This is a genomic window from Chryseobacterium sp. UNC8MFCol (genome assembly GCF_000482305.1).
Taxonomy (GTDB): domain Bacteria; phylum Bacteroidota; class Bacteroidia; order Flavobacteriales; family Weeksellaceae; genus Chryseobacterium; species Chryseobacterium indologenes.
Window position 1 is genome coordinate 188,677 of sequence record NZ_AXUZ01000014.1, and the last position, 21,452, is coordinate 210,128.

19 protein-coding genes and 1 pseudogene are annotated in these 21,452 nt (G+C 36.5%); 13 read left to right on the top strand and 7 right to left on the bottom strand.

Annotation, left to right across the window (positions count from 1 at the left end):
* Positions 1–29: 29 nt before the first annotated feature.
* Genes M030_RS0109070 through M030_RS0109080 form a run of 3 tightly spaced genes read left to right on the top strand, consistent with a single transcriptional unit; the run spans position 30 to position 4,197 of the window.
* The gene (locus tag M030_RS0109070; RefSeq protein WP_027373225.1) at positions 30–2,429 is read left to right on the top strand and encodes a hypothetical protein; all 2,400 of its coding nucleotides are present in this window, start codon (positions 30–32) and stop codon (positions 2,427–2,429) included.
* Positions 2,430–2,481: 52 nt separating this feature from the next.
* On the top strand, positions 2,482–2,718 hold the full coding sequence (locus tag M030_RS0109075; protein ID WP_027373226.1) for a hypothetical protein: 237 nt from the start codon (positions 2,482–2,484) through the stop codon (positions 2,716–2,718).
* Between the two features lie 9 nt (positions 2,719–2,727).
* Positions 2,728–4,197 carry a M20/M25/M40 family metallo-hydrolase gene (locus M030_RS0109080; protein WP_027373227.1) on the top strand — a complete coding sequence of 490 codons (1,470 nt, stop codon included), beginning with the start codon at positions 2,728–2,730 and terminating at the stop codon, positions 4,195–4,197.
* A gap of 527 nt (positions 4,198–4,724) precedes the next feature.
* Here the strand turns inward: M030_RS0109080 and ilvA are convergent.
* From ilvA to folP, 7 genes are all read right to left on the bottom strand, one after another.
* Positions 4,725–5,987: a threonine ammonia-lyase gene (ilvA, locus tag M030_RS0109085; RefSeq protein ID WP_081806311.1), complete on the bottom strand. Its 1,263-nt coding sequence runs from the start codon at positions 5,985–5,987 to the stop codon at positions 4,725–4,727.
* 14 nt (positions 5,988–6,001) lie between these two features.
* Positions 6,002–7,048, bottom strand: coding sequence for a ketol-acid reductoisomerase (ilvC, locus tag M030_RS0109090; RefSeq protein ID WP_027373229.1), 1,047 nt, complete (start codon positions 7,046–7,048; stop codon positions 6,002–6,004).
* Between the two features lie 178 nt (positions 7,049–7,226).
* Positions 7,227–7,508 (bottom strand): ACT domain-containing protein, encoded by a 282-nt coding sequence (locus M030_RS23905; protein ID WP_051584965.1) that lies wholly within the window; start codon positions 7,506–7,508, stop codon positions 7,227–7,229.
* Positions 7,509–7,604: 96 nt separating this feature from the next.
* Complete coding sequence (gene ilvB, locus M030_RS0109100) at positions 7,605–9,329, bottom strand: biosynthetic-type acetolactate synthase large subunit (protein WP_027373230.1); 1,725 nt, start codon at positions 9,327–9,329, stop codon at positions 7,605–7,607.
* Positions 9,330–9,340: 11 nt separating this feature from the next.
* Positions 9,341–11,020 (bottom strand): dihydroxy-acid dehydratase, encoded by a 1,680-nt coding sequence (ilvD, locus tag M030_RS0109105; RefSeq protein ID WP_027373231.1) that lies wholly within the window; start codon positions 11,018–11,020, stop codon positions 9,341–9,343.
* 333 nt (positions 11,021–11,353) lie between these two features.
* Positions 11,354–12,217, bottom strand: coding sequence for a branched-chain-amino-acid transaminase (ilvE, locus tag M030_RS0109110; RefSeq protein WP_027373232.1), 864 nt, complete (start codon positions 12,215–12,217; stop codon positions 11,354–11,356).
* A gap of 366 nt (positions 12,218–12,583) precedes the next feature.
* The gene (folP, locus tag M030_RS0109120) at positions 12,584–13,354 is read right to left on the bottom strand and encodes a dihydropteroate synthase (RefSeq protein ID WP_081806315.1); all 771 of its coding nucleotides are present in this window, start codon (positions 13,352–13,354) and stop codon (positions 12,584–12,586) included.
* Positions 13,355–13,662: 308 nt separating this feature from the next.
* On the opposite strand from folP, the gene M030_RS0109125 reads away from it, so the two are divergent.
* The 10 genes and pseudogenes from M030_RS0109125 to M030_RS0109170 all read left to right on the top strand — a co-directional run bounded on the left by M030_RS0109125 (position 13,663) and on the right by M030_RS0109170 (position 21,425).
* A complete protein-coding gene (locus M030_RS0109125) occupies positions 13,663–14,229 on the top strand; it encodes a DUF1599 domain-containing protein (RefSeq protein ID WP_027373234.1) in 567 nt (188 codons plus the stop codon).
* A 1-nt stretch (position 14,230) separates the two neighbouring features.
* Positions 14,231–15,340, top strand: coding sequence for a BT_3928 family protein (locus M030_RS0109130; RefSeq protein ID WP_027373235.1), 1,110 nt, complete (start codon positions 14,231–14,233; stop codon positions 15,338–15,340).
* A gap of 48 nt (positions 15,341–15,388) precedes the next feature.
* On the top strand, positions 15,389–15,739 hold the full coding sequence (locus M030_RS0109135) for a TerB family tellurite resistance protein (RefSeq protein WP_027373236.1): 351 nt from the start codon (positions 15,389–15,391) through the stop codon (positions 15,737–15,739).
* 42 nt (positions 15,740–15,781) lie between these two features.
* Positions 15,782–16,158, top strand: a pseudogene (locus M030_RS23910) (GxxExxY protein).
* A 117-nt stretch (positions 16,159–16,275) separates the two neighbouring features.
* The gene (tpiA, locus tag M030_RS0109145) at positions 16,276–17,034 is read left to right on the top strand and encodes a triose-phosphate isomerase (RefSeq protein WP_027373237.1); all 759 of its coding nucleotides are present in this window, start codon (positions 16,276–16,278) and stop codon (positions 17,032–17,034) included.
* 561 nt (positions 17,035–17,595) lie between these two features.
* A complete protein-coding gene (locus tag M030_RS0109150) occupies positions 17,596–17,901 on the top strand; it encodes a hypothetical protein (protein ID WP_027373238.1) in 306 nt (101 codons plus the stop codon).
* On the top strand, positions 17,843–18,187 hold the full coding sequence (locus M030_RS0109155; protein WP_155860241.1) for a hypothetical protein: 345 nt from the start codon (positions 17,843–17,845) through the stop codon (positions 18,185–18,187). Before M030_RS0109150 ends, M030_RS0109155 begins: the two co-directional genes overlap by 59 nt.
* A gap of 251 nt (positions 18,188–18,438) precedes the next feature.
* The gene (locus tag M030_RS0109160; protein WP_027373240.1) at positions 18,439–19,227 is read left to right on the top strand and encodes a hypothetical protein; all 789 of its coding nucleotides are present in this window, start codon (positions 18,439–18,441) and stop codon (positions 19,225–19,227) included.
* Between the two features lie 112 nt (positions 19,228–19,339).
* A complete protein-coding gene (locus tag M030_RS0109165; RefSeq protein WP_027373241.1) occupies positions 19,340–20,593 on the top strand; it encodes a hypothetical protein in 1,254 nt (417 codons plus the stop codon).
* 115 nt (positions 20,594–20,708) lie between these two features.
* Positions 20,709–21,425 carry a hypothetical protein gene (locus M030_RS0109170; RefSeq protein ID WP_027373242.1) on the top strand — a complete coding sequence of 239 codons (717 nt, stop codon included), beginning with the start codon at positions 20,709–20,711 and terminating at the stop codon, positions 21,423–21,425.
* Positions 21,426–21,452 lie beyond the last annotated feature (27 nt).

Here is a 21,452-nt window from a genome sequence, read left to right on the forward strand (position 1 = left end):
TATGATTATTTTTGACCTAGTTTTTTCACATGAAAAGAGGTTTAGCATTACTATTTTTTTTACTTTGCTTTTTGGGTCATTCACAATCGAAAATTAAAGTTGTTGATGATGCCAGTAATAAGCCTGTCTCCAACGTTAAGATATCCTGTAACGGCAGTATTCTGGGCTATACCAATGTTCAGGGCGTTCTTGAATTTAAGACATCCTGTAAAAACATCGATATCGAAGCAGATACGTATCAGAAAGAAACGGCGTCAGTAGACAGCAGTTTCGAAGTATCACTGGTAAAAAAGTCTCTGAAGAATACCACAGCTATTGAAACGGTAATCATTGAAGATAAAAGTGATCCCCGAGCCCTGGAAATTCTTAAAAAAGTAAATAAACTGTTCAGCCAGAATTCTCCCAAGAGCTTAGGTTCCTATTCCTACAAATCTTATGAGAAAGTATCTTTGGATATTGATCAGGACAGCCTTACACAATTCAAGCAGTATTTTAATGATTTAAACCTTTTCAAGAAAAAAAGGGAGAAAGACTCATTAAACAACAGCAATGCAAGAAAGATATTTTCAAAAAGCAAACTTTTCCTCTGGGAAAGAGCACAGGAGTTTTTATATTCAAAAAAATATGGTGAAAAAATAAATATCCTGGACAACAGGATCTCCGGCCTGAAACAACCTGTCTATGAAATGATCGCCCTGCAGCAAAGCAACAGGGATGTGGTGCCTGAACAGATTAAACAGGAAAACAGAGGGCTCTACAGGTTTTTTCTTTCGGATACGATTGAGCTTGACGGACGAAAAAACTTTGTGATCCGCTTCCGTGAAGTGAATTACAAAAAAATGGATAAGAAAAGGAAATACAACGGTGCCATTTATGTAGATACTGAAACCTACGGAGTAAAAAAGATTGAAAATTTCAGTAAAAACAAGAACGACGGAATCATCACCAGTACCTGGGTATTTTATAATAACAAATGGTTCCTGGCTCATGAAACCGCCAAGCTTAAAATGGGAAAAATGGCGATGGGCGATAAAGACCGTGAAGACAAGAAGGATAAAAAAAGCTTCGGAACCTACGCCTTCCTGACATCCAAATATTTTGACTTCCAATCTCCTATTGAAGAAAATCCAAAAGATTTCAAAGGCTACACTTTCGATATCAAAAGTATTGATGGCCATTCCCTTGAGTATTACAGGACAGACCCTTTAACTGACAGAGAAAAGAATACCTATAAAACGATCGACAGTTTAGGTAAAAAATATAAAATTGACAGCAAGGCTCAGATCATCTCAGGTCTTCTTAACGGACAAATCAGGGTTAATTCTGTAGATTTTGCCGTTGATGAGATCGTGAACTACAACTCATATGAGGGTTTCAGATTGGGATTAAAAGCCAAAATGAATGAAAATTTCAATCCCTATTTCTCTCCTGATTACTATTTTGCCTACGGAGTTAAAGACAGAAGATGGAAATATGGGATGGGGCTTGATATGAAGACGACACTGGATAAAAATTCATTCTTCAGATTTGAATTTTATGACGATGTAACGGCCTCCGGAGAATTCTACCGGCGACTGTGGACGTTTAAAATGAGGATGATGAATTTCGGGAATAACCTTAATAATGATAGATATTATCACTTTAAAGGGGCTTCCCTTTCTTATCTGAATGATGTGACCAACGGACTTACCATGGCTTTTGCCGTGAGAAGAAATATTGAAGAAGCTGAATTTGATTATCAGTTTAGAAACGGTGGATCTTCATTTAAAAACTTTAATACGTTATTCACGCTAAAATATTCTCCGAATTCTACCAATATCATGACGCCGCAGGGCAAATCTCTGATTGATCAGAAGTATCCTGAGCTGTATTTCAATTACGAGCAAAGCTATAAAGCATTGGGAGGAAACTTTAATTATTCCCGCTTTGATGCTCTTTTCCTTCACAATTTTAAAACCCCGATCGGAACTACAGGTTTCAGATTGTACGGAGGGATGGTTTTCGGGGAAGCACCGATATGGAAGAACTTTACGATGAACGGTCTTGCGTCTCCGGGTAAAGATTTTAATTTTAACCTTACCTCTTTCCTTGGTTTTGCAACACTGGAAGGCGGGAAGTATTATAACGACAGGTTTGTAGCCTATTATTTTACCCACAGGCTTCCTTTCTATTTCAAAAGCTTCGGGCATAATGTTTCCAGCTTTGATTTTGTTCTTCGGGGAACTATCGGAGATATGAAACATCCTGAATACCACCAGTTCAAATTCAAAAAACTGGATCACCTGTATCAGGAAGTCGGTCTGGAATGGAACAATTTCCTTTCAAGTTATTTCAACCTTGGATTCTTTTATAGAGTCGGATATTACGCAACTCCTGATTTCAGACAGAATTTTGCCATTCAGTTTAAACTTAAATTCCTGGAATTCTAGTCTCGAGATACCTTTTTCAACAATTATATTATTCATCATACAACAACATCGCATGCAAAAAATCGAAATAAAAGCAGAACAGTTCTTTGAATTATTAAAATTAAAAGACACTTCCATGTGGGCGATCTTCTCCCAAATGATTGACGGAAATGAGAAGGAAATCATCTTCCTGGATAACGAAGATAAAATCCTTTTTAACTATATTTTGCCTTCTGATCCTGAAAAACTGGAAGAAGACAGAAAAGAATTCTCAAAGCAGTTCTCAGACAAACTGGCTAACCTGAACTAAAGAAAGCCCATGAATAAAAACTATATTTTTTCTGTACTGAGCTTAGTTTTATTCAGTATCGGAAATGCCCAGAATTACAAAAAGCCTCTGGTGTCGGCCATCAAAGAAACCGATCTCAGAAAGGATATGTATGAACTGGCCGCAGATCAGTTCTGGGGCCGTGAAGCAGGAACTTTAGATGAATTGAAAGTATCGATGTGGCTCGCAGATAAAGCTAAAGAAGCAGGAATGAAGCCCGCCGGTGATCATGGAACTTTCTTTCAGTTTTTTGAAATGTACAGGCATCAGATCACGCCTCAAAGCAGTCTGAAGGTTGGTGATAAAAACCTGAAATTATGGAAAGATTTTCTGGTTGCGGAACCAGTAAATACGGCTTTTGATGCTGAAATTGTCTATGCCGGAAATACAGAACCCGAAGGCCTTTCCGCATTGAACATTAAAGGGAAAGTACTTGCCGTTAACGCTTCCGATAAAAATATAGATAAGGATATGACCCTTTTTGTAAGAAGATATCCCGGATTTGTGCGAAACAAGTATTATAACAAAGCCTATGAACTGGGAGCCAGGGCAATTGTCTTCATTACCGACGATATCTCTGAAAAAAGCTGGGTCGAAGTTCTTCCTCAAATGACAAGAGGCAGCTATGGGGTGGAAGGTTTACGGGAAAAAATAACCCAGAATATCCCTGTTCTATGGATCAAAAGAGAAAATGCAGATTGGGTAAAAAGCAATCCTAAGGTTTCCCTGAATCTCGTTACGGAAACTTACAAATATCCTTCGGTCAATATCATCGGAAAAATAGAAGGTACAGATCCCGTTCTTAAGGATGAATATGTTTTATTAAGCGGACACCAGGATCACGACGGGATCAGACATCCAGTGAAAAATGACACCATCTACAACGGAGCTGATGACAATGCCAGTACCTGTGTTGCCATGCTCGCTATGGCCAGAGCCTACAAAAAGCAACCGGGAAAAAGAAGTATTCTGTTTGTGTTCCACGGTGCTGAAGAAAGAGGTCTGCTGGGATCGAGATGGCATGCAGCCCACCCTGTTGTTCCGAAAGAAAAAATTGTAGCCGTCCTGAATGGGGATATGATCGGAAGAAATGATAATAATGAAGCAGCTTTACTGGGCGGAAACGCGCCTCATAAAAATTCTGAAGAATTGGTAAGAATGGCTGAAGAGGCTAATAACGAAAGTACAAAATTCAACTATTTAAAAGATTGGGACTCCCCGAATCATGCGGAATATTTTTACTTCAGAAGTGATCATCTTCCTTATGCTAAAGCCGGAATTCCTGCTATCTTCTTTACCAGTGTGCTACATGATCAGTACCATACTCCACAGGATGAATCTGAAAACATCAATTATAAAAAGCTCTATAAAATGACTGAATGGATGTACAGAACATCCTGGAAAGTAGCTAATGAGACCGGACGTCCGAAGGTTATTACTAACTTTTCGCTTGAACGATAAATAAAAAAGCTTCACAAGAATTTGTGAAGCTTTTTTCATCATTGTGTTTTTAGAATTTCGTTGAACTAACCGAATGAGCCCCTCGCAGATCAAGCAGATAACACAGATTTTTTTCAATAAAAATTGTGCTTTATAACGCTACGATCGCTAAGTGTCTGGGTATATTCTCCTATTTTACGTTTGCTAAGGCGCTCTGCCCAGCAAAGTATCATTGACGATTAGTTGAGTGAAAGCCCTTGCGAAAATTTTTTTTTAATTCAGTAAAAGATCTTTGCGACTATAGCGTTAACTCACTTTAAAAGAAAATCAAAGGTTTTCATAAACTTTAGTGAACTTGCTATCCACAAAGTTTGTCACTTTTAAATAACTTAAGTATTCAAAAGCTTTTGTGACTTTTGTGGTTTTAATCAGAGATTCGCGCACTAGTATTGATCCATTTCAGGAATTACAAACATCCAAAATGTATTTCGCCTAACAGTACTTCCAACTTTCCTCTCCCGGCTTCCAGCTTGCAGCTTGCAACCTTCTCAAATAAGAAGGTTCATCAGAGACGGGTCATTGTTCAGATAATTGACAAAGAAATCGTACTTTTTCATTTTATGGATCAATGGTGTAAAATCTCCGTTTTGTTTCAAAGCGATTCCTACGACAGCGATTCCTTTTTCTTTTGAGTTTTTCTGGGTGTATTCAAAATAGGTGATATCATCATCAGGCCCCAGTACATCCATTACAAAAGTTTTGAGTGCTCCCGGACGCTGCGGAAACCTGACCAGAAAATAATGCTTCAATCCTGCATACAAAAGAGCTTTTTCTTTAATTTCCTCCATACGGGTGATATCATTATTGCTTCCACTGATCACACATACTACATTTTTACCTTTTAATTCATCTTTATACTTTTCCAATGCGGCAACAGAAAGCGCTCCCGCAGGTTCAACGACGATGGCATCTTTATTATATAAGGACAAAATAGTTTGGCAGACCAATCCTTCATCTACAGTAGCCATTTGGTGCAGTACATCTTTGCACCGTTCGAAAGTAAGGTTTCCCACTTGCTGTACCGCGGCTCCATCAACAAAACGGCTGATCTTCTCCAGCAATACCGGTTTACCTTTTTCCATTGCCTTTTTCATACTGGCAGCGGCAGAAGGTTCTACGCCAATAATTTTTGTTTTAGGGGACAACTCCCGGAAGACGGAGCAAATTCCTGCTGCCAGCCCTCCTCCACCTACCGGTACGAAAAGATAATCTACAGAATGCTCCGATTGGTCAAGAATTTCCAGTGCCACTGTTGCCTGACCTTCAATAATCGCAGGATCATCAAAGGGATGAATAAATACACCATCGTGATCTTTACAAAACCTCAACGCAGCATCTTTAGCCTCATCGAAAGTATCTCCGTAAAGAACAACGTCAATATATTCACCGCCAAACATCCTTACCTGCTCCAGTTTTTGTCCAGGTGTCGGTAAAGGCATGAAGATCGTTCCTTTCACTTTCATCGTATGGCAGGCAAACGCCACTCCCTGGGCATGATTCCCTGCACTCGCACATACCACTCCTTTGGCCAGGCTTTCAGGAGACATACCAGCCATTTTATTGTAAGCTCCTCTGATTTTATAAGACCTTACCCGCTGAAGATCTTCTCTTTTAAACATGATATTGGCCTGATAGAGAAATGACAGGTTATTATTTACTGCCAGAGGGGTCTTTACAATAACATTCTTAAGACGCTCCTCCGCTTTGCAGACCTTCTCCAAAACGGAGGAGCTTATTTCTTCCTTCATCATTTTTTTACGATTGATTAATTGTTTTCCGGTCGCAGGCTGCGGACCGTTTTTCCGGCCTGCCACATTTCACTGTCTCTAAGCTCGGTCAATTCGACTTCCAGTTTTTCTCTGTAATCGGGTTTGCTGTTGCTATCTATAGACCTTTGGGCTTCATTTCCTTTGGCAACATTATCGTATAGTTCCTCGAATAAAGGGGATGTGGCGTCTCTGAAGCGTTTCCACCAGTCTAATGCTCCTCTCTGAGCGGTTGTGCTGCAATTCGCATACATCCAGTCCATTCCGTTTTCCGCTACCAATGGCATTAAAGACTGGGTAAGTTCTTCTACCGTTTCGTTAAATGCTTCTGACGGACTGTGTCCATTTTTTCTCAACACATCATACTGGGCAGCAAATATTCCTTGTACAGCTCCCATCAATGTTCCTCTTTCTCCTGCAAGGTCGCTGTATACTTCTTTTTTAAAATCTGTTTCAAATAAATATCCGCTTCCGATGGCAATCCCCAAAGCGGTTACTCTTTCCCTTGCTTTCCCTGTAGCATCCTGATATACGGCAAAACTGCTGTTCAAACCTCTGTCCTGAAGAAACATTCTTCTCAAAGAAGTTCCTGAACCTTTAGGAGCTACCAGGAAAACATCAACATCAGCAGGAGGAATGATTCCCGTACGTTCATTGAATGTAATTCCGAAACCGTGAGAGAAATATAACGCTTTGCCAGGTGTAAGGTGCTGTTTTACTTTTGGCCAGTATTCAATTTGTGCTGCATCACTTAAAAGATAGCAGATAATGGTTCCTTTTTGTAAAGCTTCTTCAATTTCGAACAGGGTTTCTCCCGGTACGAATCCGTCTGCTACTGCTTTATCCCATGATTTTGAATTTTTACGCTGTCCTACAATGACATTAATTCCGTTATCTTTCTGATTTAATGCCTGGCCCGGTCCCTGTACTCCATATCCGATTACGGCTACCACTTCATCTTTTAAGGTCTCCTGGGCTTTTTGTAATGGAAACTCTTCTCTTGTTACTACGTTTTCTTCAACTCCTCCAAAATTCAATTTTGCCATTTTTCTTGATTTTAATTATTATATATTATTTTGATGATAAAGATTCTTTGATCTTATTTTTTCACTATTCATTTTTTCTTAAGCGCTTCACCTTACTTTAAATAAGGCGAAAATCAAAGGTTTCTAAAAGCTTAAGTGTTCGTCTTTTAAACTCCACTGAAATGTTTCATTGTTACGTTCAGCTGGCATATTCCATTGCTGTGAAATGTGGATTTTTGTGATAATGCACTTCCAGTACATCGACCTGTGTTTCCATCTGACGGGTAATCTTCTGAACAGATTCTTCAGTTTCTCTGATGACGATGATGAACTTTTTCACCGTTTCTGTTTCTGAAGGTCCTACATGAAAGGTCTGTATGGAAATCCTTCTTCTTGAAAAGATAGCATTGATACGACTGATCAATCCGAAATAATCTTCTGTATAGGCTGTGATGGTATATTCTTTATGTTCTGTTTTCATATGCAGATATTTAATGTTTTTCAATAGTCATATGGAATCGCTTCACCTTCATAGTGTTTATGTTATGCAGTCATGGCGATTTCATCTTTTTCTTTTTTAAAATTTGTTACTCAATACAATTTCTGAGACACTTTTTCCCTGGGGAATCATAGGAAATACATTATGCTTTTTCCCTGTCATGACTTCAAGGAGAAAAGTTCCGTGGTGATGAAGCATTTCACGAAGTCCGTTTTCCAGATCTTCTCTTTGGGAAATTCTCTTTCCCTGAATATGATATCCTTTGGCGACCTGTACAAAATCTGGACTCTGAATATCTACTGAAGAGTATCTTTCTTCATGAAATAATTCCTGCCACTGTCTTACCATACCGAGATAGCAATTATTCAGGATTAAAATTTTCACCTCCGGATGATATTGCATGATTGTTCCCAGCTCCTGGATATTCATCTGCGCACCTCCATCTCCCATGATCGCTATCACCGGGCGACCTTTTGCGGCATAGCTGGCCCCAATTGCTGCCGGAAGACAAAATCCCATTGTTCCCAATCCCCCGCTTGTGACATTGGTACGGGAATGCTTAAAACTTGAGTATCGGCAGGCAGCCATCTGATGTTGTCCTACATCTGTGACAATAATTGCTTCTCCTGCAGTCATTTCGTTGAGACACCTGATCACTTCCCCCATCGTAATTTCTCCTTCCCTAGGGTACAATTCATCCTGAATCAGATTAATACTTTCCACTTCATGGCAATCTTTAAATTTTGTATGCCAATCCTGATGTGCTCTATTTTGGATCAACTCAGTAAGAAGAGGGAGCGTATGTTTACAATTGCCAAGAACCGGTACATCTGCTTTTACATTTTTATTAATTTCAGCTTTATCAATATCAAAATGAATAATTTTTGCCTGTTTGGCGTATTGATCGAGCCTTCCTGTAACCCTGTCGTCAAAACGCATTCCTACGGCAACCAATACATCACATTCATTAGAAAGGACATTGGGTCCATAGTTTCCATGCATCCCCACCATTCCTACAGCCTGAGGATGATCAGTGGGAACAGCACTCATTCCCAACACCGTCCAGGCAACCGGAATTCCTGATTTCTCGACGAACTGAAGGAATTCTTTTTCGGCTTTTCCCAACAGAATTCCCTGACCAGCAATTACAAAGGGCTTCTTTGCGGCATTAATCAAAGCTGCGGCTTTTTCGATGCTTTCCGAATCCGGAACCGGATCAGGCTTATAACTTCTCAAAGAATCACAAGGAGTGTATCCCTGGTATTCAACAGTTTGCAGCTGAGCGTTTTTAGTGACATCAATTAAAACCGGACCCGGACGTCCTGATTTGGCAATATAAAATGCTTTGGCCAAGACTTCCGGAAGTTCACGGGCATCAGTGACCTGGTAATTCCATTTGGTCACAGGGCTGCTGATATTCATCACATCTATTTCCTGAAAAGCATCCGTTCCCAGAAGGTGTTCGAAAACCTGTCCTGTAATGCAGACTACTGGTGTATTATCGAGTAAGGCATCTGCCAGTCCTGTTATCAGATTTGTAGCACCCGGGCCACTGGTTGCCATTACCACACCGACTTCTCCCGAAACCCTTGCCAGCCCCTGCGCCGCGTGTACTGCGGCCTGCTCGTGTCGTACCAGAATGTGCTCAAGCTTATCTTTATAGTCGTAGAGGGCATCATAAATAGGAATGATAGCTCCTCCGGGATATCCGAAAATGGTCTTCACCCCTTCCTGAAGAAAAGCTTCAAGAATGATCCGACTGCCGCTAAGCTCTTTTTCTGTTGATAAATTCCAATTCGTCATTATTCTTTTATTTACATGATTTCGTCTGTCACACAACCTTCAGCTGCTGATGATACAGTGAGAGCATATTTATACAACAGTCCTTTTTTTACTTTTAATTCAGGCTTTTGCCATCCTTCCCTTCTTTTAGCGATTTCTTCTTCTGAAACTTTCAGTTGTATCGTATTGTTTACGGCATCGATTTCAATAAGATCATTGTCCTCTACGAAAGCAATCAATCCGCCTTCATGGGCTTCAGGAGTAATATGACCCACTACAAAACCGTGGGTTCCTCCACTGAATCTGCCATCGGTAATGAGTGCTACGCTGTTTCCAAATCCGGCTCCGATCAGTGCGCTTGTTGGTTTCAGCATTTCGGGCATTCCGGGAGCTCCTTTCGGGCCTTCATGCCTTATTACAATCACGTCTCCATGTTGTACTGTTCCGTCTCCAATACCCCGGATCAGATTCTTTTCTCCGTCAAAGACCCTTGCTTTTCCGGTGAACCGCTCACCTTCCTTCCCTGTTATTTTTGCAACACTTCCCTTTTCTGCAAGATTTCCGTATAAAATTCTGAGATGTCCTGTTTCTTTTACAGGTTGAGAAAGCGGTCTTATAATTTTTTGCTGACTAAAATCAAGATCAGGAACATTTTCCAGATTTTCTGCTATTGTTTTTCCGGTGACGGTAAGGCAATCTCCATGCAGTAATCCTTCCTTCAGGAGATATTTCATGACAGCCGGCGTACCTCCGTGGTCGTGCAAATCCTGCATCAGATATTTTCCGCTTGGTTTGAGATCTGCCAGAACAGGTGTACAATCGCTCATTTTCTGAAAATCATCCTGGGTAACGGATACTCCGACACTTTTAGCCATAGCAATAAAATGTAAAACGGCATTTGTACTTCCACCAAGAATTACAATTAAGCGAAGCGCATTTTCAAAAGCCTTTCGGGTCATGATATCGGAAGGTTTAATATCTTTTTCTAATAATATTTTAAGATATTTTCCTGCCTCCAGACATTCTTCTTTCTTTTCCTTACTTAAGGCGGGGTTTGAAGATGAGTACGGAAGGCTCATTCCCAGTGCTTCTATGGCCGAAGCCATGGTATTGGCTGTATACATTCCTCCGCAAGCTCCTGCTCCCGGACACGAGTTTTTAATAACTCCTTCAAAATCTTCATCCGTGATCTCCCCTGCAATTTTTTTTCCCAGCGCTTCAAATGCTGAAACAATATTCAATGATTCTCCTTTATAACAGCCCGGAGCGATTGTTCCTCCATAGACCATGATCGAAGGTCTGTTGAGTCTTCCCATCGCTATGAGCGTGCCCGGCATATTTTTGTCACATCCCGGTAAGGCAATGACGCCATCATAATACTGGGCTCCACAAATTGCTTCTATACTGTCTGCAATGACATCTCTGCTGACCAGTGAGTAGCGCATTCCGTCTGTGCCGTTACTCATTCCGTCACTTACGCCGATTGTATTAAAAATCAATCCAGCAAGACCATGATTCCAGGTTCCTTTTTTGACTACTTTTGCCAGATCATTCAAATGCATATTGCAGGTATTTCCGTCATATCCCATACTTGCAATGCCAACCTGGGCCTTCTGCATATCTTCCTCTGTAAAGCCTATTCCATACAACATCGCTTTTGCAGCAGGCTGCTCATTATTTTGGGTGAATGTTTTTGAATATTTATTCAACATATTTATCCTTTTTTTTTTTTATTTCTTCCTCTAAATAAGGTTCTGTTAGCGTTAAACAAATCCCTAGCTATCTATGTCCGTTCGTTATAATCCGGTTCTTTTTACTATTCCCCGAGTTTCCTTACATGCGTTGTCTATTTCTCAGTAAAATTTTGAAAGTTTTAGATTTTCACAACGTATCAATGAAGCTTTTTCCTAAATTTTGGTTCAAAACTACAGCTTGTCATATTTTCCTTAATTTCGATTTTATTGAAAACTACAATATTCAATCGTTTACAAATAACACATAAAAAATTAACAATCAAACACTTATACTTTAAAAATCTACAATGACTAAAATCTTACTAATTTTAAATAAGCCTCCTGTACTTTATGACTTAGCGTATCTTCCCAATTTTTGGTAAAGGAAACATCATCCAATGAATCAAGAGCAACAATTTCTGCTGCGGTACCACAGAAAAAGCCTGCATCAGCACCACGCATTTCTTCGGGTTTAAAGAATGTTTCTTTCACGGGGACCTGAAGTTCATGACAGATTTCCATCACTGTTTGTCTGGTAATTCCGGGAAGGATACTTCCTTTGGCGGGTGTGAATAATGTACCGTCTTTTTCATAGAAAACATTGGCTCCTGAACTTTCGGCAACATTTCCGTTTTCATCCAGAACCAAAGCTTCATCGTAGCCTTTGTCTTTGGCATCCTGACAAGCAAGGATCGAATTCACATAATGCCCTCCTACTTTGGCTTCCACTTTAAAAGCTTTGGGATTCGGGCGTTGAAATTCTGAAGTCACGATCTTCATTTTATCTGCCAGATAACCGTTATTCCATTCCCATGCTAACAGGGAGAGGTAAGATTCTTTCCCTTTTGAAAGTGACATATTGGGTGAGCAGGTCACCAACGGACGGATATAAGCATCTGAAAATCCATTTTTCTCCAAAAGTTCATAGGTAAGATCTGTAAGCTGCTCTACAGAATATTCAAACGGAATATGCATCAGGTCGGCGGACCTTTTTAACCTTTCGTAATGTTCTTTTGCTTTAAAAATTTTCGTTCCGTTATCGGTACTGTAAGATTTAATTCCTTCGAAAACGGAGTATCCGTAGTGAAGAGATTGCCCGTAAAGATCGGTTCCGGCTTCTTTTGCTTTTCTGAAGTTACCGTTAAAATAGATGACCGTGTCGTCGTTGTAATACATGCTGTACTGGTTTAAAAAATTAACAAATGGAATAAAAAAAGCCCTCTCACGCTGTGAGAGGGCCCGATATATGTAAAGTCATACACTTTCCTTCTCACAGACGCAAGGGAATAATAATGACGATAATAACTACGCTTAATAACTGATACATACTTTGTACAATAAAAAATTAAAATAAAAAAAGCCGTTTCAAATTGAAACGGCCTGTATATAATTTAAATTTAAAATCTATTTAAAATGCCGTTTCCTTACTGTTGTTAATGACAACAGCAATAATAGAAATGACGATGATATTTTTCTGATTCGTAAAATTCATGTTGCAAATGTATAAACTTTTTAATTACTCACAAGTTTTTTTAACACTTTTTATTTTTTTTGTAAAAAGTGCACTAAAGTTTCCTTTGCCTGAGCGACATCATGCACTCTCAAAATTTTGGCTCCCTGTTCAAGGACTGTCTGATGGAGTTTCTGAGTTTCTTCATTGATATCCATTGGTGACTTCCCTAGGGGTTTATAAATAAATGATTTTCTCGAAATCCCGATTAATAAAGGGAAATTTTCAAATCCAAGATACTTCACTTCATGGATCATTTTCATCTGATCTTCTACTGTTTTTCCAAAACCAAAACCAGGATCAAGAATTATATCTTTTACTCCCTTTTGCAAAAGTTCTGCTATTTTTTGAGAGAAATACCTGTTGACTTCTAAGGTAATATCTGTAAATTTAATTTTGTCATGCATTGATTCGTAAGACGGATTTACATGCATTAAAATATAGGGAAGACCAGTTTCCGCGGCCGCATCAAACATCTGTGCATCATATTGTCCACCGGAAATATCGTTAATAATATCTATGCCTTCATTAAAGCCAAAGCGTACGGTCTCTGCATAAAATGTATCCAGAGAGATCAATGTGTGAGGAAATTCTTTTTTGATCTGGGAAATGGTATTCCCGATTCTTTGTATTTCTTCCTGACTGGTCAAAAACTCTGCATTCGGGCGTGTGGATTGTGGTCCAATATCCAGAATTTCGGCGCCTTCACTCAATAGCTTTTCCGCATGTTCCAATGCCCTTTTTTCTGTGTTAAACTTTCCACCGTCCGAAAAGGAATCAGGAGTCAGATTGAGAATTCCCATGATTTTTGGAGTATCAAGCTGTACCAAACGGCCGTTGCAGTTGATTGAGTAAGTTGGGTTGTCGGAGGGTTGGAGAATTGGAGGATTGGAGAGCATAAGAGTAAGATTTATCTGCTGCAAAATTAATAAATTGTACCTGAAACACGAAGATCAGTGTAAAGAATCGGATCCTTTTTACCGGTGGCTGCAAACCCTTACAGCTTAACGTTCCTATTCTCAGACTCTCAAATACTCCCACCTTCCCTCTCACCTCCGTACTTTGCTACCAATCTAAAACAATTCGTATATTTGGAAGATTAAGAAAATTTATGCTAAAAACATCAGTACAGTTCGAGAAAGTTATCAGTCAGTGTCGTGACCTTTTCAGTAAAAAGCTACAGGATTACGGGGCAGCATGGAGGGTTTTGCGACCGAGTTCCATTACGGATCAGATTTATATTAAAGTCAACAGAATCCGTACATTGCAAATGACCGATAAAAAGATGGTAGATGAAAGTGAGGAGGATGAATTTATTGCAATTGTCAACTACTCTATCATTGGTCTTATTCAGCTTGAAAAAGGGTTTTCCAATGATTTCAACGAAAATAAAGAAGAGATCATAAGTCTGTATGACAAATATGCTCATGAAGCCCAGGCTTTAATGGAGCGAAAAAATCATGATTACGGTGAGGCGTGGAGAGATATGAGAATTTCTTCCATCACAGATCTTATTTATCAGAAAGTACTGAGAACGAAGCAGATTGAGGATAACCAGGGCAAAACGATTGTTTCTGAAGGTCTTGATGCCAATTATTTCGACATGCTGAACTATGCTGTTTTCTGTCTGATTAAGTTCTCGGAAAAAGAAAATCAATTCGAACCCAAAACTATTTAATATGATCAAAGGTTTATTACGCTTTATTATCGCAGTTATTTTTATCCTGTCCGGCTTTGTGAAAGCTGTGGATCTTGTGGGATTCTCTTTCAAAATGGAGGAATATTTTTCACCTGCTGTATTCAACATGCCGTTTTTTGAAAAATTTGCGTTGCTGTTTTCAATTATTGTTGTTGTACTCGAGCTTTTCCTCGGATTTATGTTGTTGCTTAAACTGAAGCTAAAATTGACCTTATCAGCATTGATAGCGCTTTGTGTGTTCTTTGGATTCCTTACATTCTATTCTGCCTATTTCAATGTGGTTACAGATTGCGGATGCTTCGGAGACGCTATTAAATTTACGCCTTGGCAGAGTTTCTTTAAAGATGTTGCTCTTTTGGTGGGACTTATCCTTCTGTTTGCTCTGTATAAAAAAGATTTCCGTAAAACGGATGAGTACGGAAGCAGTAAAAAAGAATCTACAGGCAAGTTCAAATATGCTCTTTTCGCTGTATTTTCTTTGGGAATGATTTACATTATGGCTCAAGGAATTATGCATGAACCGATCATCGATTTCCGTGATTATAAAGTTGGAACAGATATTAAAGGAGAAAAAGAAAAAATCAATAAAAATCCTTCTGAATATAAGACCTTTTATTCTCTGAAAAATCAAAAAACAGGAGAAATTTTAAAGGTAAACCAGGATGATTACATCAAAGAAACGAAATACTGGGCAGAAGGTTCTCCATGGAAGATTGAAGAAGGAAAAAATGAATCTGTTCTTGTAAAAGAAGGATATAAATCTGAGATTGTAAAATTCAAGATTGAAGATCCTGCGGGAATGGAACTTACGGATGAGATCATCAAAGCTCCGAAAGCTGTTTTAGTATTTTCTTATCATCCGAAAGAGGTTTCTGCCGATCTTCTTCAAAAGGTAGAAACCAAAGTCAATACTCAGAAAGGAGCAGTTATATATGGCGTTTCAACAGATCAGAATACTTTTAAAACGATTAAAAATGCCATGATGGACGGTACTGCTATTAAAACCATTGCAAGAAGCAACCCGTTTGTTCTGATTCTTCAAAATGGAAAAATTGTAGATAAACAGCCTGCAAAGGATTATATAAAGTAAGAAATAATCGGGAGACGTAAACACTAAACTATAAATTCAAAAAAAACAATGCAAAAATCAAATAAATCAATTGCAGGATACCACTTATTAATGATCCTTTCTTCTGTAGACGGAGAGTTTGCTCCGGAAGAAGGGATGCTTGTACAACAATATCTTGCTGACGAATTTCCTTTCAGAATGAATCTTGACAATGAACTTGAAACCCTTGCTCTTTTACAGCCTGAGGAATGGAAAGATCATTTTGAATTTCATGCAAGATGCTTCCTGGATGATTCTACAGAAGATGAGCGTGTAAAGTTTGTTCAGTTTGCCAAATCACTTATCAAAGCAGATAATAAAGTAACTGAAGAGGAGCATACATTCTATATTCTGCTGAAGAATCTTTGGGGGATTGCGTAATATTTTGCTCGTAGATTTCGCAGATCACGCAGATTATTTATTATGACAGAAAACGAAAATTCATATATCGTACGAAAATCTGTTTTCAATGTATATAACCAGTTAGGACCTGGTTTATTGGAATCTGTATATCAAAAAATACTGATTTATGAATTAGAAAAAAATGATCTGAATGTTAAATCCGAAGTTATACTTCCTGTTTATTATGATGACAAAAGTTTGATATCAATTTTAAAATTGACATTTTAATTGAAGATAAGGTCATTCTGGAATTGAAATCGGTAAAAGAATTAGATAACGTTCACTATAAACAATTGAATACTTATTTAAAGTTATCTGATAAAAAATTAGGATTATTGATTAACTTCAATACGGCAAATATATTAGACAGTATAAAAAGAGTTGTAAACAATCTATAAATGTGTATTATGACTCCAATACTCTGCTCAATCAAACTAATCAGCGAGAGATAAAAAAGCCCCCAGATTACCTGGTGAGAAAGAATAAAAAGTAAATAAATCAATATAATAAATCTTATGAGAAGAAAAATAGTTGCAGGCAACTGGAAAATGAACAAAAATGTAATTGATGCACAACAATTGATGATTCAGTTACTAAGCTATAAAAATAACAATACTACCAACTGTGAGGTTTGGATTGCTCCCCCTTCATTATACCTGATGATGGCCAAAGACATCTTTGAAAAGGATGAAATCGGGGTATTTTCCCAAGATATGAGCGAGCATGAGAGCGGTGCCTATACCGGAGAAATCTCTGCAGATATGCTTGAATCTATCGATGCAACCGGCTCATTAATCGGACACTCTGAAAGAAGACAATACCACGGTGAAACAGATTCTCACTGCAACAGAAAGATTAAACTGGCTCTTGACAAAGGTCTTATTCCTGTGTATTGCAACGGGGAAACTCTTGAGCAAAGAAAAGCAGGAGAGCACTTTGAGGTGGTAAAAAACCAGACTGAAGTTGCTCTATTTACCCTTTCTGCTGAAGAAATTAAGAAAGTGGTTATCGCCTACGAGCCTGTATGGGCTATCGGAACAGGAGAAACAGCGAGTCCTGAGCAGGCTCAGGAAATCCATGCTCACATCAGAAGCATTATTGCTGCGAAATACGGACAGGAAGTTGCTGACGAAGTTTCTATCCTTTACGGAGGTTCTGTAAAACCGGATAATGCTAAAGAAATTTTTTCACAACCGGATATTGACGGTGGTCTTATCGGTGGAGCTGCCTTAAAACTGGAAGATTTCTCTAAGATTATTGAAGCTTTTAACTAATCCTGTCATGGTAAGTTTCGGCTGAAGCCGATGGAATATTGTATTTTCCAACTCCAAATAAAAACGGCGAACATTTTGTTCGCCGTTTTCTTTAAAAAAAATCTAATTACTGAATATCGACTTTATCGAAAGCTTTTGATAACGATAATTATCAAAAGTAAAATATTATCTAAAGTTACATTTACAAAGTACTGAAAATAAAAAAGATTAAGATCATTTTTATTTATTAAGCTTTTGATAATAAATTGTGAAGAACTTCAAAATTACATATGGAATCGTCTTCAGTTTCTTGACTATTAATCTTTAAAGTCACCTTTTATTTTTTAATTTGAATGTTTAAATAACTATTCTATACATATTTTTTCAAATTTTATTCTCACGATTTTTTGTCTTGATCATCAATTACGATACCCTTTCTCTGTCACAGGCAATTTCGGCTGTACATTTCTTAGGTAATATCCTGTAGTAGTAATTTCACATTTTTGTAATAATAATTCCGCAGAATTCTTTTTTTCCTCACCTTTTTTAATAATTAACTTTATAGTATTAAACTAATTATTTATGAAAACTAAATTAATATCTATGGTGGTTATGTTTTCCACTTTTGAAGTTTTCGCTAAAGTTGATATTAATAATGGTACTGTAAATGAAGCACTAAAAATTGTAGACGAAGCTCAGGCAGACGGCAGAGTGTTAACTTCTGATGCTAATAGCCTGGGAACATGGAGAAATGCAACAGTTACAAATCTTACTAGGGTTACTCCAAATGTCAGCACTCCTTATGGTACTACAGCTGACAAATATATGAATGGAAAGTTTTACCACTTATTTGAAAAGATTTACTCCCAAAAGAAAAAAAGATTCTAAACCTTCAATCAGAAATTCTGATCTTAGAAGAATAACAATAGTGAAAAATATTAAACCTATTCACTTTGATAAAAGAACGAGCGAAAACTTTAATGTCGGAGATAAAGCTTGGATTTCATGGAATGGTAGAAAAGCCTTTCCAGTAACTATTACTGAAGTAACCGACCGTAATTATTCATTCAATATTGAAAGACCATTAAAGCATAAAGGAAATAATCATTTTCTTTTTTTAGATGAAGTACGTAGCACTCCAGAGCTTGCTTGTATTAATTATGTAACATTGTAAATATACGAAATAATAAAACTGGTTTGATGGGTATGGTATTTTAAAAAAAAAGATGTTTTCGAAAAGATCTTTCTGACATTACAAAATAATATCTAAAAAATCCTAACTTTAAAAGTTAGGATTTTTTAGATATTAAGTAAGGTAATATTGAATACTAGTAATCGTGAGGCTTCACATAATTATTGAAAAAAACAATGTGTGCAAAAACATTGCGTAGTAAGATATTACCTTTGAGTATTATTTGAAATAATATGAATAAAGAAGTAGAAAATTTGATTAATGAGATTTTAAGTGATTTTTACTTAAAGACAGATGTAAAATATAAAATACACAATTCTGTAAACTTGTCGCTAGTTAGATATTTTAATTTTAGATTGAAATATATTGCAATAGTCCCAAGAAAAATAATGATTTCGAAGGAACTTCTAAAATCAATTGAAAATAATAACAGTGTAAATATTTTGTCTTTAATACAAATTTTCAATAAAGCGAGTAAAGGTCTGGATGTAAATCCATTTCAAAGTAAACAGTCTTTTAATAGTAATGTTCATGATAGTTTATTTAATGATTGGGGGATACACCACCTTCATATTTCGCATGAAAAAGCTACTGATCAAGATTTCTTTAATAGAAGAACTGGTCCACTATTATTTGTAAGATTTACTAATGATACGGCATATTTTATAGATATAAAACCTCATAATGATAAGAATGTTTGGAGTAATAGGGATTTTATTAGGATCTTAAAAAACAATTGGCCGGAAAGTATCGAAAGATTTGAAGCAGGCTTCAGAATTTATCCTGATTTAGATGACTCAGATATTGGTATTTTAAGAAATAAAGGTTATTTATTCGGAATAAATGTAGATGATAAGTCTTATCTTTTATTAGGACATGGACAAGCAACTTCCGGTGATAATATGATGGCAAGTAGGCTTGCAAATAATGTTTGGAGGTGGGTAGGAGAACATATAGACTTAATTCAAAACAATAAATCATTATTTAAAAAAAAATTAATAGAGCAACTTTATATGAATTAATAAGAAGGAAATATTTCAAACTAAGTAAACTATACAAAGGATTAAAAAACTTTAATTTACGATAGATGAATAAGCAATCTCCCTGCATAATACTACCAATAAATTATAAACCATGAATAACACTAATCCAAAAGAGAATACTAAAGGTTTACTATATTCTGCTTATCACAAGCTTTATAGTGCTTTAAGCAGCTTGGAAAAATTTGAAAAAGGAATTAACTTTTTCGACAACATCTCTCACTTAGATAATTTTTTTTCTGAGTATAGGAATGTGACATTTATGCTGCAAAAGTCATTAGCACATACACAATTTCTCAAAGTTTATGAAGAAAACAGACAAAAATATCTGCTTAACGATGTGTGTAAGTGGTTTATCGAAAAGCGCAATGAGATTTTGAAACAACAACCTTTTGATTTAGAGAAAAGAATACGAATTGTAGTATATACTACTAACAACAATGTTGCTTTACCTGAATTGTCTTTTACAATAGAAAATGATGTAGAATTTTCTACATTGATTGACTCAATGCAAAATTTTTTCATAAAATTTAATTTGATTGAAGTAATGTTTTCTGCTGAATTTTCATTTTATGAAAGGGGCAGTAATGAAGAGCTGTATGATAATTTCATATCCGGTATTAATAACATGAAATTATTTATGAAGGCAATGAAGGAAGCGCTAAACGAAAATGATATACTGTCTGATCAACTTGAAAAAAAGATTGATGACATGAATTTTCACCGTATTCCTAAAAATATGTTGCTAACTGATGACTATGTATTTTATACTAGAGAAAACCGTTTTGAAAAAGCTTCAAGGGCAGAATTCAGCTTTGGACAAACTGATTTAAAAGTCCCTGTGACAACTTTTGAAAAGATGTTTCCTGGATCGAAAGATTTATTTAGCAATTTCATTATGATGCACTTAACTGTATTTAAAATGCAAAAAATAATAATGCCAACTTGCTTTATTATTTATAATGATGAGAAAATGAAATTTATATCATTTGATAGCTCAATAAAAACTACTGTCTATAGAAAACTCGATGAAATAGCAAATCGTATTGAAACAGAAGGAATTATTGAAGTTTTATATGTTGGTGAAATGTATCTGTATTCTAATAACGAAAATATTCTTAATTTGGAGAGCAGAGAGAGAATAAAACATAAGCATTCTGAATCACTTGTATTCTTCAAAGCAAGCCATGATGAGTTGACAAACAGTTGCTATTTGTTTGATTCAGACAAGATAGATGATATGGAATATATTGTTTCTGTTTTACATCAAAAGGAGTCTGAGATTAAAAGTTTAGCATTTATGAATCCGGTAATCAATGAATTTAAGCGGCTAAACGCTAAAAAATAAATATTACCCTTTTTAAAATTAGTTATATGAAAAGAATCATCTACAAATAATAAATGCTATTACAATTAAGGTTTTCTAAACTTTTGAAAATAATTTTTAAATAAATATTAAAAATATGGATATTAAACACGAGAAAATTACAGTGCAAAAATTAGTTGATATGTACGAAGATATAAGATTTATCTTTTCAGATGCATTAAATATCGTTAAGTCATATGGATATGATGAAAATAAAGATTGTAGAACTGTTTTCTATAAACTTGCAGGTCAAGCAACTCAAACAAATGTAATATTATTTCATCTAATCGGTGAACATTTTGACGATCTTGAACTGTGGAATTTGCAAAAATTTGAAAATGAAGAACAAAAACAAATTTTCTTGAGAAATCAATTAGATTTTATAGTGTCTGATTTAAGAGAAAATTTATTTGTAAACATCTTTCTGCGGTTTGAAAACTTTATAAAACTAATTGCACGAAGTCAAGGACTAAACGGTGAAAAGTTGAATAAATTGACAAAAGATTTAATTGTTAAATTAAATGTTGATGATCAGTATAAAGCTTTAATTGATTTAGTAACTTATATTAGAAATACTATCCACACAGAAGGATTTCATACGAAACCTGATGTTACAATTTCATATAAAGGACAGGATTTTGAACTAAAGCAAAATAATCCAGTTACATTCTATAATGAAGACTTTCTCCATTTTTTGATAAGTGAAATAAGTGAATTTGTAATGACAATTATTAATACAAATGATGTTAAATCTATTTCATTAATTGAGCATACTTATGTGGGATTGAATCATATTTATGATAATGAAGAATAAATTTAATTAGTATTAATGAAATAATTA

Bases quoted from the DNA above. Each gene is read 5' to 3' on its own strand.
- M030_RS0109070 (WP_027373225.1), top strand. From the start codon at position 30: ATGAAAAGAGGTTTAGCATTACTATTTTTTTTACTTTGCTTTTTGGGT.
- M030_RS0109075 (WP_027373226.1), top strand. From the start codon at position 2,482: ATGCAAAAAATCGAAATAAAAGCAGAACAGTTCTTTGAATTATTAAAA.
- M030_RS0109080 (WP_027373227.1), top strand. From the start codon at position 2,728: ATGAATAAAAACTATATTTTTTCTGTACTGAGCTTAGTTTTATTCAGT.
- ilvA (WP_081806311.1), bottom strand. From the start codon at position 5,987: ATGATGAAGGAAGAAATAAGCTCCTCCGTTTTGGAGAAGGTCTGCAAA.
- ilvC (WP_027373229.1), bottom strand. From the start codon at position 7,048: ATGGCAAAATTGAATTTTGGAGGAGTTGAAGAAAACGTAGTAACAAGA.
- M030_RS23905 (WP_051584965.1), bottom strand. From the start codon at position 7,508: ATGAAAACAGAACATAAAGAATATACCATCACAGCCTATACAGAAGAT.
- ilvB (WP_027373230.1), bottom strand. From the start codon at position 9,329: ATGACGAATTGGAATTTATCAACAGAAAAAGAGCTTAGCGGCAGTCGG.
- ilvD (WP_027373231.1), bottom strand. From the start codon at position 11,020: ATGTTGAATAAATATTCAAAAACATTCACCCAAAATAATGAGCAGCCT.
- ilvE (WP_027373232.1), bottom strand. From the start codon at position 12,217: ATGTATTACAACGACGACACGGTCATCTATTTTAACGGTAACTTCAGA.
- folP (WP_081806315.1), bottom strand. From the start codon at position 13,354: ATGGGAATTCTCAATCTGACTCCTGATTCCTTTTCGGACGGTGGAAAG.
- M030_RS0109125 (WP_027373234.1), top strand. From the start codon at position 13,663: ATGCTAAAAACATCAGTACAGTTCGAGAAAGTTATCAGTCAGTGTCGT.
- M030_RS0109130 (WP_027373235.1), top strand. From the start codon at position 14,231: ATGATCAAAGGTTTATTACGCTTTATTATCGCAGTTATTTTTATCCTG.
- M030_RS0109135 (WP_027373236.1), top strand. From the start codon at position 15,389: ATGCAAAAATCAAATAAATCAATTGCAGGATACCACTTATTAATGATC.
- tpiA (WP_027373237.1), top strand. From the start codon at position 16,276: ATGAGAAGAAAAATAGTTGCAGGCAACTGGAAAATGAACAAAAATGTA.
- M030_RS0109150 (WP_027373238.1), top strand. From the start codon at position 17,596: ATGAAAACTAAATTAATATCTATGGTGGTTATGTTTTCCACTTTTGAA.
- M030_RS0109155 (WP_155860241.1), top strand. From the start codon at position 17,843: ATGGAAAGTTTTACCACTTATTTGAAAAGATTTACTCCCAAAAGAAAA.
- M030_RS0109160 (WP_027373240.1), top strand. From the start codon at position 18,439: ATGAATAAAGAAGTAGAAAATTTGATTAATGAGATTTTAAGTGATTTT.
- M030_RS0109165 (WP_027373241.1), top strand. From the start codon at position 19,340: ATGAATAACACTAATCCAAAAGAGAATACTAAAGGTTTACTATATTCT.
- M030_RS0109170 (WP_027373242.1), top strand. From the start codon at position 20,709: ATGGATATTAAACACGAGAAAATTACAGTGCAAAAATTAGTTGATATG.